Here is a 15,795-nt window from a genome sequence, read left to right as displayed (position 1 = left end):
TCAGTGGTAAAAATCATCGCATCTAGCTTCTGCTCGTGCATGATTTTTTGAGCTCTTTGTGTTCTGTTTTCAAATTCGGCTTGTTCAAAGCCTCTGTTTAGAAAATCCATTGAAACCTCTTATCTATATTATTTGGCTCAGCTAATAAGCAAAAAAGCTTTTTAGTTAAATTTTGTTTACGCTACGGTGAACATTCTTACTGATAATTCACCCAATTAATGTGACCAACCCCTTAAAGTTACCATTAGTTGACGGAAATACAATTTCAGTGCTTAAAAGAATGACATTTGTCACATTCAGTTCCATTTAGGTAACTTTGATCTTGATCTGAATCCGGAAGTGTAGTGATATAGCTCTAAAGAGTTGATCGTTTAGTTGCAATTTGAGCGTGAAATTAAGACAATGCTCATCAGATACAGTTAACATTAGTGGCCTGAAATGAACGCTTCCGCATATAAATCATTCAATATTGTTTTTACAGATGGAGATAGAGAGTATTTAGAGTCCAATTTTCGTCTCGCAGAGACCATTGCAGAGTTTATTGGTCCCCACTGTGAAGTGGTGATCCATTCATTCGAAAGCTTTGAAAAATCTGTAGTGAAAATCGTTAACGGTCACCATACCGGACGAGAAGTCGGCTCCCCTATTACCGATATGGGATTAAAAATGCTCAACGCTTTCGAGAAGACTGGGAACGTAACGCCAAAAAGTTACTTTACCAACGCTAAAGATGGCGCTTTATTAAAATCAACAACTTGTGTGCTTGCGGGTGAAAATGGCAAAGCTATTGGACTGTTCTGTATCAACATGAACCTGTCTCATCCATTTCCTGACATCATCAAAACATTGATGCCAGATATGTCAACGAGCACTCATGTAGGTGTTCATGAGAACTTTAGCTCATCACCGTCTGAGGTGATTGAGAATGCACTTGAAAATGCAATTCTCGAAATTGAAAACGATGCAACGATCAACTTAAAAGGTAAAAATAAGGCCATTACTAAACTTCTGTTTGATAACGGCATATTTGAATTAAAAGAGGCAACAGCTCTAGTTTCTGAGCGCCTTGGAATAACTCGCCATGCTATCTACAAGTACAACCGCGAGTTCAGATCGTAGTAATTAAAACCAGAGAGAAATGCAATGAAAACTAAAATTCACACAGATTCCGCTCCAGCAGCAATTGGCCCATATTCTCAGGCACTTGCGTTTCAGGAACTTGTATTTACTTCAGGACAACTTCCTTTAGTTCCAGAGACAATGGCGTTTCCTGAAGGTGGAATTAAAGAGCAGGCTCGTCAATCACTTGAAAATCTAAAAGCCATTCTTGAGCAAAGCGGCGCTTCTCTAAATACCGTATTAAAGACCACATGTTTCCTATCTGACATGGAAGACTTTGTTGCATTTAATGAAGTATACACAGAAGTATTTGGTACTGAGAATGCACCAGCACGTTCTTGTGTTCAAGCTGCACGCCTACCAAAAGACGCGCTTGTTGAAGTTGAAGCTATCGCTTACATCAACAAATAATTTCTGATTGGGTCACGACGAAAAGTGGCCCTTTTATCTCCACTCTTTAAAAGTACTCACTATGCTGAAAATATCAAACAACACCTTTTATACCGGTAAAACATCACCACTTTTTGATGAAGCAATTGCTCAAGAAGTACGTGATTTCCATAAACAAATTGAAGGTTATCAAGCAACTCCGTTAGTTTCTCTTCCAAAATTGGCAGAAAAACTTGGCGTAAAAGCGATTCTAGTAAAAGATGAATCTAAGCGTTTTGGATTGAATGCTTTTAAAGTACTTGGCGGCTCTTACGCGCTAGGCAAAGTGCTTGCAGAGCACCTTGGGGAAGATATCTCCGAAATCAATCTAAAAACCGTCTCTTCGAAATTAGACAAACCACTCGTGTTCACTACAGCAACCGCGGGTAACCATGGTACGGGTGTCGCTTGGGCTGCTCGTGAAATGGGTCAAAAAGCCGTTGTCTACATGCCAAAAGGCTCTTCTCAAGCAAGCGTTAAGCGAATTAAAGGCTTGGGTGCAGATTGTATCGTCACTGATGTTAACTATGACGATACTGTACGTCTAGCTAACCAAACTGCCAACGAAAATGGTTGGATGCTTGTGCAAGATACCGCTTGGGAAGGTTACGATAAGATCCCAACATGGATTTCACAAGGTTATATGACCATGGCCACTGAAGCGGTCGAACAAGCACAAGCGCTTGAATTATTGCCGACTCACGTTGCACTACAAGCTGGTGTTGGCGCTATGGCTGGTGGTGTTTTAGGTTACCTTGCAGACAAACTTGGTTCCGACACATTTAAAACCATTATTGCAGAACCTAGTGCCGCAGACTGCATCTACCGATCAGGCACCAGCGAAGCCGGTGAGATGGTGAATGTTACTGGCGATCTAAACTCGATTATGGCGGGTCTAGCATGTGGTGAACCAAACCCTGTCACTTGGCCAATCCTAAAAGACTGTACACAACAATTCGCTTCTGTAGACGACAAAGTGTCGGCAACAGGTATGAGAATGTTGGGTAACCCTCTTGCGGGTGACCCAGCAATAGTCAGTGGTGAATCAGGAGCAATAACAACCGGCTTACTCTATCTATTAGCCACACACCCAGATGGGATTAAAGCGGCAAAAGAGATTGGTTTAGACGAGAACGCCATTGTTATGGTGTTTAACACCGAAGGTGACACCAACCCTGAGCGCTACCGTCAAATAGTGTGGGAAGGCAAATTACCGCTAGAGCAATAATCGCTCAGCAGTAATGTAACAAACGCCCTTAAATTCCCCTTTTTGTTTCGACACTAAGGGGAATTTTTTCTTTCACCACCACTTAATGTGTCCCATCCCAATTATTAGAATAATTAGAAGGCTATATGAATATTAAGAAAAAACTCCTGCTTGCACTTATTGCAGCCAGTATTATTCCGATCCTTGTTGTTTCGTCTTTTGTTGTTAACGTTTTAAGAAACCAAGCACTTGATAATTTTACCAACAGCAGCCGAAACGAGATTCGCCAAGTAGATAACGCTATTGCTCTCTATTTTAAAGGCATAGAAGAGAACTTAACCTATCTTACCGAACAATCTTCTATGCTGGATGCAGACAACAGCATCACCGATTATATGGATAAAGATAGTGTTCAAATGACACCAGAGAGAAATGGGGGTCTTGAACAAGATATCTACTCATTATTCAATAAAATGGGTCAAACGCACCCTGATTATGCTTACATCTACATGGGCACAAAACATGGTGGATTTGTGCAGTGGCCAACAGGTTCAAGTCCGGCAAATTACGATCCTCGCACCAGACCATTCTACAAAGATGCACTCAATAATTTTGGCTCCATTAAGCGCGGTGAAGCTTATTACTGGGAACCAGATGATGCCGTTATCTTAAGCACCACGACGACTTTTAGCGATCGAAATGGTCAAAGCAATGGTGTTATTGCCATTGATGTTTCACTAAATACCCTTACCGATATCATTAAAGAAATTAAACTCGGCCAAAATGGTTACTTAATGATGGTTGAAGAGTCAGGCAACATTTTGGTGGATGTAGGTCAACCCGATAATAACTTTAAGAAACTGTCCGATTTAAACGACAGTTACCAACTGCTTAACAACACGAATGCAGGATTGGTTGAGGTTAATATTAACAACCAGAACTATCTGGCCAATATCTATAAGTCAGAAAAACTGGGCTGGAAATTTATCGGTTTAATCAGCGTCGATGAAGTGATGCAGTCACGTAATGACATGATACAGCTGATCATAATAACGGTCGTCATTATGACTGCGCTATTTATTGTTGGTGCAATACTCTTTGCCAACCGTATTGCAGGGCCTTTGCAAGTCGTTTCCGGTAGCTTGCAAGATATCGCATCCGGTGAAGGGGATCTGACTAAAACCATCGTGGTAAACTCAAAAGATGAGACCGGAAAGTTAGCCCTATATTTCAATCAGTTCTTAGACGCGATTAAACAAATCGTATTGCAGATCAGTCAATCAGGTCAGCAGATGTCTCAAGCATCAGAACAAGCGATCTCTATCGCCCAAGAAATGTCAGACACCTCTGAGCGACAAAATCAGGCTGTTGAACTGGTCTCTACCGCCTTCAATGAAATGGTTGCCACCGCAAATGAAGTCTCTAACTCATGTACAGCTGCCGCAAATTCTGCTAACGAAGGACAACATTTGGTTGACCAAGGACAGCAACATATCAATCGAGCGGTTGATAGCGTAAATGAGTTAGCTGAAGTACTAAGCCAATCATCTCTGGAAATTAAAAACCTAGAGCAAGATAGCCAAAGTATTACCGTTATCTTAGATACTATTCGTGAAATCGCCGATCAAACAAACTTACTTGCTCTTAATGCTGCAATAGAAGCTGCGCGAGCAGGAGAGCAAGGACGTGGATTCGCAGTGGTTGCCGATGAAGTTAGAGCATTAGCGAAACGCACATCTGACTCTACACAAGAGATTGATGAGCTGGTAAAACGTCTGCAACAACAGACGAAAGGCGTGGCACTTCACATGAATCGAAGCTTGGAGTCCTCTCAGACAACCGTAGAGATCACCTCATCGGTTCAAGGCAGTTTCCAAGGTATCTCTGAGTCAGTGGATGTTATCCATCAAATGAACACACAAATTGCGACCGCCGCCGAGGAGCAGCACCAAGTGGCGGAAGATATTAACAACCATATTCATCAGATACATCAAGATGCCGTTGCGGTAGAAGATATGTCTAAAAGAGCTAAAGGAAACTCTGAAGAGTTAGGTGGAATCGCTTCGCAACTCAATACCATTGTTGCGCGTTTTCGAACGTAAACCTTCACTATAATCCAATGTAAAAACACCGTAGAGGTCAGTATTTATTACTGGCCTCTTTTTTATTTTCCCGACAAATTGATCTCAGAATGATTGATTCAGCAGCCCACGGCCACCAATGTAGCGAATTTTCTAAATAGAATAATAAACTACCTATAAAGGGATGAGCCAGTGAGAAAACAATGAGCTTTCATTTAAAACAGACAGTTGTGTAAGATTTAGATGTTTTTCGAGGAACTGTAATTTTGATCACAATTCTCACATACTAGCTGGGCCACATATCTCATCTTATGCGAGTCATATAACAGAATCTATTGCCATTTACGTTACACTCCAGAAAATTCTTCGGGCGAAACTTAGCAGTTCATGCGTTCGCTTTCTATCACGCTAAAAATTCGACGGTATCATAATGAAATTAGGATTTAAAAAAGCGCTGCTTGTCTCCTCTTCTGTACTACTTACACTATCGGTGGGTACAGCAAACTATGTCTCTTACAGCAATGAAAGGGATTCTTTAAAAGAAGCCATCTCGGAATCTACTGCAAAAAGAGCGAAATCAGAAAGTGCGAAAGTAAAAGACTTTATGCAATCCATCGCTGACTCTGTCCACGGTATGGCAGAAGATTATCGCCAAAACCAAGATTACCAAGGGGGAGAGGTTTACCGCCTTATCTCTTATGGTCGAGCGAGTGGTATTGAAATTCTTACCTCAGGGTATAGTGACAATAGCGCTTATACCAACGATCTCAATGTTGATGGCTGGGATAACGGCAAAGGTCCTGAGAGCTATAAGCCTGCTGACAGTTTTTGGTATAAAGATGCCCAAAGAGCATCTGGCCCTATATTTACCGACATCTATGTAGATGAAACGACAAACACCACCATGGTCAGCGTGGCGGAAAAAATCCCCAACGGTGCGCTTATCGCCGATATTACTCTAGAGAAGTTAAACGAAATTGTTGACTCTGTGGATATTGAAGGGGCAAAAGCCTTTATTCTTGACCAAAACAGCGCGGTTCTAGCCTCTAACCACCCGGCGATTGAAAACACCTCTATTCTGTCGGAAAACAGCGATTTCCAAGCTCTGGCTCAAAATATTATTAGCAATAACACCCTCGCGACGGAATACACCATTGATGATGTAGATAAAGCCTTGTTTTCTCACCAAATCAATATCGGTGATAAAACATGGTATCTATCAATCGAGTTAGACAAATCCATTGCTTTTGCCAAGCTTTCTGAAGCGCGAAACAACGCCATCATTAGTACTTTGGTGTCACTGATTGTTTCACTGATCATTTATACCTTACTTCTAAACTACGTTTATCGTCCTATTCCTCTGCTTAAAAAGACCATTAACGGTTTATCGCAAGGCACCATTGATTTGACTCAGCGATTAGAGATTAAAGGGGATGATGACCTAGCCGATATCGCCAAAGGTGTTAACCAGTTTATCGCCAACTTCCAAGAGATGATGCGTGATATTCAGGACGCTTCGGTACAGATGCAAGACAACATGAACCGACTGCGTGACCGTTCTGCAGAAAACGCTCAGTTTTTGCAAAATCACTTAGCAGAAACAGAACAAGTGGTCGCGGCAATTGAAGAGATGAATGCCACTGCAGAATCTATGGCCTCTGATATTAATCACACCGCAGACATTACTCGACAAGCCAATGACACGGGAGCTCAATCTCGAGCAATTACAGAACTGGCTCAATCGACCGTCGCCTCTTTGATCTCAGAAGTCTCACAATCGTCAGAAAATGTTCAGCAGATGAGCAGTGAAACGCAAAACATCAACAGCATTCTAAATGTTATTGGAGATATTGCTGAACAGACTAACTTACTGGCATTGAATGCGGCAATTGAAGCGGCTCGTGCCGGAGAGCAAGGTCGTGGCTTTGCTGTCGTAGCGGATGAGGTTCGTAACCTTGCAAGTAGAACCAAAGACAGCACCTCTGAAGTAGAGCAAGCGCTAGAGAACTTAGTTTCTCGTACTCATAACGTTGTGGAATCAATGGATACCACTAAACTTCGTTGTGAAGAGACAGCAAATAACGCCGGAGAAGTCGCCGGTAGCTTAGCCACTATGAATGACTTTGTTGAAGAGATTAATAGCTTAAGCACTCAAGTTGCCACCGCAGCAGAAGAGCAAAGTAGCGTGACCAAAGAAGTCAGTCAAAACATGACGGCGATCAGCGGTATCGTGACGGAACTGGATGCGAATGGACAACAAGCCCTTTCTGATGCGCAAGATATCGCGAAGATTAATGAACAGTTAGTCGCAATAGTTAAACGCTTTACTATTTAAGTCATTTCACTCTCTATCAAACCAATGAAGAGTTGGTAAAGAGTAGACAAAATTAAGCCCTGCCAAAATGGCAGGGCTTGTTATTTTCAGTGACAGCTATTTTCAGGAATCGAAGGTAATTACTTTTCAAACACGACTTTAAAGGATTTCGCTTGGCATTGAGCGAAGCTTCCCATCTCGCCACTTTCTAATCGTTGGCCGTTTTGTACTTCACTTTCATCTAACATCACTTCTGTCCACTGAGAGAGATGACCATTAAAGCGAATATTGTCGTTAATCGGGTCAGACTCACAAGGGTTATACATACGCAGTATCAGCGCATCAGCGTCTTCCGCTTTCTTCAACACACTCAGCACCGCTCCGTCTATGCTCTTTTCTAGCAGGCTATAAGTTAACGGCAGGTTTTGCTCAGCAACATTCAATTTCATGGCGTTATATGGAATCTTGTTGTAGCAGTGAATTGGCGTTACATACTCACGAGCTTGAGCCATCACGTTGGCAGAAATATGATCACCAGCAAAACCGGCTAAAGAGAACTCACACACTAATTTGCCGCGCATTTGTGAATCAGGCGTTGGTATCTTGATTCCTGACGGGCGACCCGGTCTCAACAAAAGCTCCTCTTTACCCAACACACCCACTGAGCGGAACAGCGTCAATGCCAGAGTCTCTTTTTTGTCACTATTGTCATTTAAGGAAATCGCTTCAAACTCACGCAGACCATTGGTGAACAGAGCCAAACCAGCCTTACCATTCTGCAATGCGGCAAAGTTCATTAATTGATAAATGGCGACTGGCGCTTCTTTCCAACCCTCTTGTTGCCAATTCGCCATTTCGGGGTCAACAACCGGGCGAGTGATGCAACCAAACTGGTTATCAGCAACCACGGTATCACAAGCAAATGGCGTAGGGATCAGCACTCTAACTCTATGATCATCGGCTTGATTATCAAGTTCCATGCGCACATCTATGCGACGTGAGTTCTGCGGCAACGTTACCTGACAGTTCACATCCAAGTAGCCATCTGTTGTTGCTCTAGACTCTCGTTGTTCAAGATTTTCTGGAAGCTGCATTCTAAACGAGATATGAGCAACGGATTGAAACCCTTGATGTTCGATTCGCGTATCAACCTCAAACTGATCAGAATAGAGTAGCCACTCCTGACGAGAAGGTGAATAGTCATACTCGTCACCATCATCGGAGCCATCTTCTAACCTAAGCACTTGATCAAAACTTTGCTCTGTCTGTTTGTCAAAGATGGTTAGTGTACCATTACCGTTTACAGTCACGCGGTAATAATCATTCTCTAAAACACCGTTTTTCTGCGTTGGAACTTTTAGCGTCCCTTGCTCATTAGCTTCAATATGAAGTGTTGTATAACCCATTGCCGGAACGGTGATATTTAACTGAATATCAAACTCCATAAACGGATCATAATTACCATAGTGAACAATTTGGCGATCCACTTTACCCGGATCAATTTGACGCTTGTCATTAATAAAGTAATCAACCGCGTTGCCGTTTTGGTCATAAATTGAGAACTGCTGCGCACGTATAGTTATGGTCGTATTAACGACGTCTTCTCTTTCATAAGGCAGCAGGTTAAATAGAGCCAACTTGTCACAGCCCTCTTTTTCCGGCATGTGATCAACAATTTTTCGCTTATAAAAGTGGATCAGATTACTTGCCATGTCATCGGCGAGAATATAACGATTTAAAATCTCGGCATGAACCTTGTCACTACAGCAGCAACCGATACTGTCGTGAGCATGGTTCTTCATGCTCTCCTTCCACATTTTCTCAATTAAGCCGTGATGGTACTCAAAGCCCAATGACCAAGCGATTGACGCCAAAGGCTCCAAAATATTGACAATTTTATTCTCAATTTCAGCATGAATTAACTTAATATCCATACGAGTTGAAGAGATGGAGCGGTGGACACGCATATATTTTCCATCGTTAAACTCACCGCTAACCGTATCCAGTTTTTCTCTGTTGGCCTCGATTTTCTCGAATACCTGTTCAAAACGACTCATATGAAACTCACGATCTGGATAGACTTCACGTAACTTATCCATTACCTCGAAAATATCGTTTTGAATAGGCATTTGGTCATGCCCATTAGGCAGTAAAATATCTTTGGTTACTGAGGCATTTTCCAGCACAGGGAAATACTTATCTAAACGCGCTCGTAGCCCCTGTTCATCTTGAGGAAGGTATTTACCAATAGCATAACCGAGTGGCAATACTTGAGCGGTCACTTCACTACCATCATTACTTTGCCATAAGAACTCTGTTTTGTTTGTACCATGGCGCTCTGAGCACCCCCGCCAAAACATTGCTCTATCTATACCAAATCCGTTATAAATCATCGGCAACTGTGAGCTCATGCTAAATGAATCGGGCAAATAGCCTATTTTCATCGCATCGCCGAACTGCAAACAGTCTCGAATACCATACATCATGTTACGAACAATTGACTCTCCAGAGACTTGCATCGTATCGGTTTGAGAGTACCAGGGCCCAATGATCAACTTACCCGCTTCAACTAATGCTTTAACTCGGTCACTATGCTCAGGCTTAATGGCAAAATAGTCTTCTAATACTGCTGTCTGTCCATCCAAAACGTAATACTTGTAATCTGGATCCCTTTCCAGACGATTGATTATTTCTTCCATATTATTGACCAACAGAATACGAGACTCTTCTGTGGTGAAATACCATTCACGATCCCAGTGCATGTGAGGAGTAATATGAACGCGAGATGTCGTCATTTTTGAATACCTGATGTTGTCGCACAACATTATTGACCGCTCATTTTGTTGATAGATAGATTTTCGATTAAACGAAAAATCTTTATCAACAACACGACATAGGTCCGTGTACGAAAATTAAATGTTTAAACTAAAAATCTTATGCTGGTACTGATTGCTTTAACGGATAACCATTAATCCGTTGATGATGATCAGTACCACGCTAGGAAACTCAGGATTTAAACCAACCCGCGACTTTTCCTAGCAAAGAGGTTGGTTCACTTTTTACCGCCGGTTCGTTTACCGAGGATGCTGTTTGTGGTGCGGGAGTCGCTTGCGATGTCGGCTCTTCATCTTCACTCTGCTCATCAAAAATCGTTAAGATTTCGTCTGCGCTAGAGGCGTTAAGAACAGCTTCACGTACATCATCATCAACCAAAGTAGACGTTAGTGCGGTAAGCAAGTGCATATGAGTTGAACCTGCTTCTGCGTTTGGAATGGCAATCAGGAAAATAAGATTCACATCTTCTTCATCATCATCTTCATCGATACCCGGCCACTTAACATCTTCTGCTAACGTGGCAACAGCAAACGCGGCTTCTTTCACTGCGTCAGTTTTACCGTGCGGAACTGCCAACCCTTCACCTAAAGCGGTAGCGCCATGCGCTTCACGTGCATATACCGCTTCTAAGTACTCGTCCAGATCGTGCAGCTTACCTTGTTGATTAAGTTGTTCTGCAAGTGCTCTGATCGCCTCATCTCGACAGTTAAATGTCATTTTAATGTTGATAAGCGATGCATCAGTAATTGTGGTTAGTTTCATGGCCTTGTCTCACCGTCATGGAAATAAGTATGATGACGCGTTGGTCACTCGTTAGTTTAAACCAAGCTTATCATCAGCAATGAATTAATAATACAACCATTAATACAAATTAATTGTGATCGACGCCTCAAATTGACTCTAATTTGTATTGCTTTTGTATTGATTTATTTTGCTACGCCTGTCACCGCAGCAACGATTGATTCCCTTTGTAAAAGGATTTGTTATTCACAAACGCTGTCGTTCTATGATCTATAGAACTAAAAAAATCCAAGTACTTTGAAAGTACTTGGATTGATATCTTTCTGAAAAGTAGAACCCGCAGCCAAAGGTTGAATCTCTTACTTAACCGAAGAACATCTTTGTTTAAGCTTGGCTTTGAACTTGTTTTTGAACTTTTTTACCCTCTTTGCTCATCATCTTCAGGCCAATAGTGATAATCATTGAGACAGCAATACCTATTGCGAAGTAAGCCAACCATGTCAAAGGTTCACTGATGACTGGCAACATAAATACCGCACCACCCGCTACTGTACCTATGGTAATTTTTGATGACAGGATAAGGCCAGATGCAACACCACCACCAATCATATGAGCCGGGATGATACGCATTGGATCTTTAACTGCGTAAGGGATTGCACCTTCCGTAATTCCACAGAAACCTAAGATTGCTGTAGATGGGCCGGCAAGACGGTCTTCCTCGTCGAAAAAGCGTTTAAAGACAAATGACATAATACCTAATGACATACCTGGGATACATTTCGCTGCAGTAAATGCTGCGTAGAAAATAGATGCATCACCAGCAAAGCTGCCACTTGTACCAACACCGATACAGAACATGTAAGCCGCTTTGTTAACTGGCCCACCCATATCGAAACAAGCCATTGCACCAAGGATGAAGCCCAGAATCAGAAGGTTGTTGGTGCCCATTGATGTCAACCACTCCACTAAACCAGAGTTTAGCGTTGCGAAAAACTTACCAGGACCTGCATACATGAAGATGAGAGTTAACACACCCGCTAGCAGTGGTGTGATGATAATCATCTTAACCGACTCCAGCACTGCGGGAACTTTTATCTGACGAACAAGCATAACGAATAACGCTGCTGCTGCACCCGCGACTAACCCCCCAAGAAATCCCCCCGTCATAATGGAGATTTTACCGAAACTACCACCAACAGCGACGAAACCACCTACAAAACCAGGGGCAAGACCGGGTTTACCAACCATACCGTAAGCGGTAAATGCTGCCAGTACACAGATTAATAAGGGGTTAAATGCTTTTAACGTACTGTAGTACAGGAAGTGAACAATGCCTTGAAAAGAAGCTTCAAACTCAGCCTTTGCTGCAGGCTCTGCAATCGCAGCATAAACTTCTTTCTTAATGGCACCAATTTCGCTATTTGCTAACCCTTCTGCCGCATTAAGAATGCCTAGGTCAGCATAAGTTTTGCCAGTGTATTCAGTGAGAATCGCTTCATCATAAAGGTGAGTATAATCGTAGCCAAAGAATAGGTTTAATAGACCTACACAAAGACCACCGATTATGACAAGAGGGATGATGTGAGATACGCCTGAAAGTGCGCCTTTGTACCAACTTTTCAAGAACTTAACAACCATGTTGTCATTGTCTTCTTCTTGTTGAGTAAATTCGTTAGTCGCCGACGCTGCCGGAGCTTTTTTCTCCCCGCCATCCGCTTGAATTTTTTGCTCTAACGCATCGATCATCTGGTCAGCTTTTTTAATCCCGTCTTTCACTTTACCTTGAACAGAAGTTAGACCTTCAAAACGCTCCACTTCCGCCACTCCAACATCCGTTGCGAAAATAATGCCCGAGGCTTCAGCAATATCTTGTGCAGTAATACGATCATCAATACCGTTTGCACCTTGCTTTTCTACTTTGATTTCATAACCGCGTGCTTTTGCCTTTTTCTCTAAGGTTTTGGCCGCCATATAAGTATGAGCGACCCCAGCGGTACATGCAGTAATGGCTAAGATTTTCATCTTGTTATCCTTTATCTCATCTCTCTACAGTCTAGAAGTAAATGTGCAGTCATTGATCATCCTTTCAACTCTTCTTTCCAAGGCCACACATTTATTTCGGAATAATATGAGTCGGTGTTTTCTTACTCATTGAATATATAATCGCACCATTTTTTCTAATCATCCGTGACAACACTCACACAAACGGATCTTTTGTATTAAATTTGTATTAATTAATATGAATACAACAATACCAGAAAAAGAAAACAATATTAAAACAATTCAGCAAAACATCATGGCCACGCATAACCAATTGTAATATATAAGATTATATAAGCACACCAACAGAAAAGCCTTCATTTCCTTTCTATAAAGATAGAAAAAGCCAGCGACCATGCTTAGCAGTTTTAATCTATTCAGAGGAGATCAAAACAAAATTACCGAAATTCAACCTCTAATCTTCTTGATCATAACGTTTTGTAGTAACAAATAGTAGACAACTATGAAAACAGTAAACATCCGATCACATGCTAGATAAATGGCGCTCACGACTATGCATTGAGACTTTTTAACTAAATGATTTAATTTAAGTTGTGTTATTACCATTAATTTGTATTATGTCTACTGATTACCAATTAGACCGCTCAAGTAACCTGCCACAATGAAAGAGGTAACCATGGCAAGACTTCCGATGTATCGCCAGATTGCCGATGCCATTAGAGAAAAAATCACTGAAGGTGAGTACAAAGTAGGTGAAGCACTGCCTACCGAAGCTCAATTAAGGGAAGTATTTTCCGTTAGTCGAGTTACCGTAAGGCAAGCACTAAAACTGCTGATAGAAAATGATGAACTAGAAAGTGTCCAAGGAAGTGGGACCTATGTAAAGTCGAGCAAAATCAATTACGATATCTATCAACAATCGAGTTTCAACGAAAAATGGGCGCACCTTAATGTTGCCACCCATAGTGACGTGCTCGCCTTTGAGATCACTCTACCTAGCTTAACCATCGCAGAACACCTAAATATCGATGAAAGTGAGCGTATATTTTACATCAAGCGAGTGCGTTTTATCGCCGACAACCCTATCACGGTTGAAGAGACATGGATGCCACTAAACCTGTTTCCTGATCTTAGCTATGAAGTAATGCGAAACTCAAAGTATGACTATATTGAGAAACAAAAAGGGTTAGTCATTGACAGAAGTGAGCAAGAAATCGTGCCTATTTTACCCGATAGCAGTATCGCCTCCTTATTGGGTATCGATGCGTCACAACCCATAATAGAGAAACGGACCCGTGGTTATCTTGCTGATGGTACTGTCTTTGAATATAGCCGCAATTTCTTTAAGTCGACAGATTACAAGTTCACCTTAATTGCTAAGCGGCACAATAACTAATACAAATTAAACACAAAAAAGACCAACATCATGTTGGTCTTTTTTATCATATTTAGAAGTAACTCATCACTATCTAAATTTAATGCCCATTAACTAAAGTTGAGTTGCTCTTTTAGTTCACTGGCCAGAGTAATTACTTTTGGTCCAAATATAACTTGAATGCCTTTTTCCATCCGCACGACACCCATTGCTCCGAGTTGCTTCTTCCAAACATCATCAGACGCTGTTAAAGAATCATCAATCAAGGAGACTCTCAATCGAGTGGCGCAGTTGGCGACATTTTCGATATTTGCTTCACCACCAAGAGCTTCAATTATGTCTGTCGCTAGCTTGGATTTATCATTTTGATCTTTCGCTTTAAAGTCACTCTTTGAGTACAAGGTTACATCTTCACCTTCATCTTCACGACCTGGAGTTTTTGACTTGAACTTCAAGATAAAGTACTTGAAGGTGAAAAAGTACACAACAAAGTAAAGAGGTACTAACCACAGCAGTGACCAAGCATGGACTTTTTGCGGTTGCAGCAAGTTAGGCACCATAAACAACCACTGGTTACCATGAATGGAAACATTGGTCATTTCAGTTAGAACATACGCCAAACCATTTAGAGGCACGTGCACAGCAAAGTACAAGAAAGGCTGAACAAACAAGAAGGTATACTCTAACGGTTCAGTAATACCAATTACCGCGGCAGTAAATACTGCTGGGATCATAATCGCAGCGACTTTCTTACGGTTCTCAGGTCGAGAAGTAACATACATCGCGTAGGCCGCACCAACTAGGCCACCAGACTGAATAAGAATACGTCCGCTGGTAAAGTTATGAGTAATGTAACCCAATGCATCAGGCGAGCTCATTTGGCCGTTCATGATGTTACGAACACCTTCGTATACCACACCATCAATTTCCATTACACCACCAACACGAGTGTACTCGATAGGGAAGGCAATAAGGTGGTGCAGACCAACAGGTAGTAACCCTTTGTCAAACACACCAAATAGGAATGAACCAAATAGACCAGAACTGGTAATTAACCCTGTTACTGACTGAAGCGCACCAGCGATTGGAGGCCATGCGTAGTAAACCACTAAGCTAATTGGCATAACGGCAAAGTAACCAAAGATCACAACAGCACGCGGGCCTGAGAAAAAGCTCAGCATAGTCGGCATTTCAAATTTGTAAAAACGGTTGTGTAGCCACGCCGTAATACAACCCATTAAGATACCGCTAAAGATACCCATGTTGTAACTGAATACACCTAAGCTTTCACCCCATAGAGAGTTAAAGTTCTGTGCATCTGGCGTTTCCATACCAAAATCAGCAACTAAAGATTGAACACTTGTTGTTTCTTGAGTCCAGCCATTAAATGCCGCAATGGAGCCTATAGCTACGTTAAAACACATAAACATGGTGAAGCCGGTAAATGCCGCCCAACCCTTCTCCGATTTTGCGAGAGCAAATGCCAAGCCAATGGCAAAGAAAGGAGGTAAGTTTCTCATTACCATTAGACCTAAATCGAGCATTAGCTTAAAGAATGCCCATATAACCGAGTCAGATGATGACATCTGGTTAATAATACCTGCTCCAACCCCAATAAATATCCCCGCGATAACCAATACGATGATTGATACCATCATACCGCCAGCAAGTGCTTGAACCTTATCTCTCATAA

The 15,795-nt window shown here is 41.9% G+C and carries 9 protein-coding genes and 1 pseudogene; 6 read left to right on the top strand and 4 right to left on the bottom strand.

What is annotated here, in order from left to right; translation table 11 throughout:
- The first annotated feature begins 438 nt into the window (after positions 1–438).
- The 5 genes from F0227_RS11600 (at position 439) to F0227_RS11580 (ending at position 7,171) form a co-directional block, all read left to right on the top strand.
- Positions 439–1,119, top strand: coding sequence for a PAS domain-containing protein (locus tag F0227_RS11600; RefSeq protein WP_171753369.1), 681 nt, complete (start codon positions 439–441; stop codon positions 1,117–1,119).
- Positions 1,120–1,143: 24 nt separating this feature from the next.
- Entirely contained in the window at positions 1,144–1,530 is a 387-nt protein-coding gene (locus tag F0227_RS11595) for a RidA family protein (protein ID WP_171753368.1), read from the top strand.
- A 61-nt stretch (positions 1,531–1,591) separates the two neighbouring features.
- Positions 1,592–2,776, top strand: coding sequence for a diaminopropionate ammonia-lyase (dpaL, locus tag F0227_RS11590; RefSeq protein ID WP_171753367.1), 1,185 nt, complete (start codon positions 1,592–1,594; stop codon positions 2,774–2,776).
- A 125-nt stretch (positions 2,777–2,901) separates the two neighbouring features.
- The gene (locus F0227_RS11585; RefSeq protein WP_171753366.1) at positions 2,902–4,857 is read left to right on the top strand and encodes a methyl-accepting chemotaxis protein; all 1,956 of its coding nucleotides are present in this window, start codon (positions 2,902–2,904) and stop codon (positions 4,855–4,857) included.
- Positions 4,858–5,266: 409 nt separating this feature from the next.
- Positions 5,267–7,171 carry a methyl-accepting chemotaxis protein gene (locus F0227_RS11580; RefSeq protein ID WP_171753365.1) on the top strand — a complete coding sequence of 635 codons (1,905 nt, stop codon included), beginning with the start codon at positions 5,267–5,269 and terminating at the stop codon, positions 7,169–7,171.
- Positions 7,172–7,290: 119 nt separating this feature from the next.
- On the opposite strand, the gene mngB is transcribed toward F0227_RS11580, so the two are convergent.
- The 3 genes and pseudogenes from mngB to F0227_RS11565 all read right to left on the bottom strand — a co-directional run bounded on the left by mngB (position 7,291) and on the right by F0227_RS11565 (position 12,748).
- On the bottom strand, positions 7,291–9,945 hold the full coding sequence (gene mngB, locus F0227_RS11575; protein ID WP_171753364.1) for a mannosylglycerate hydrolase: 2,655 nt from the start codon (positions 9,943–9,945) through the stop codon (positions 7,291–7,293).
- 346 nt (positions 9,946–10,291) lie between these two features.
- Positions 10,292–10,747, bottom strand: a pseudogene (locus tag F0227_RS11570) (fructose PTS transporter subunit IIA); the annotation flags it as partial.
- A 363-nt stretch (positions 10,748–11,110) separates the two neighbouring features.
- Positions 11,111–12,748 carry a fructose-specific PTS transporter subunit EIIC gene (locus F0227_RS11565; RefSeq protein WP_171753362.1) on the bottom strand — a complete coding sequence of 546 codons (1,638 nt, stop codon included), beginning with the start codon at positions 12,746–12,748 and terminating at the stop codon, positions 11,111–11,113.
- 655 nt (positions 12,749–13,403) lie between these two features.
- On the opposite strand from F0227_RS11565, the gene F0227_RS11560 reads away from it, so the two are divergent.
- On the top strand, positions 13,404–14,123 hold the full coding sequence (locus tag F0227_RS11560) for a GntR family transcriptional regulator (RefSeq protein WP_171753361.1): 720 nt from the start codon (positions 13,404–13,406) through the stop codon (positions 14,121–14,123).
- 89 nt (positions 14,124–14,212) lie between these two features.
- Here the strand turns inward: F0227_RS11560 and F0227_RS11555 are convergent, their stop codons facing one another.
- Positions 14,213–15,793 (bottom strand): PTS transporter subunit EIIC, encoded by a 1,581-nt coding sequence (locus F0227_RS11555; protein WP_171753360.1) that lies wholly within the window; start codon positions 15,791–15,793, stop codon positions 14,213–14,215.
- Positions 15,794–15,795 lie beyond the last annotated feature (2 nt).

It is taken from the genome of Vibrio sp. 99-8-1 (assembly GCF_013114595.1).
GTDB lineage: Bacteria > Pseudomonadota > Gammaproteobacteria > Enterobacterales > Vibrionaceae > Vibrio.
Note: the sequence above shows the minus strand (reverse complement) of the source record. Positions and strands in the feature narration are given on the sequence as shown.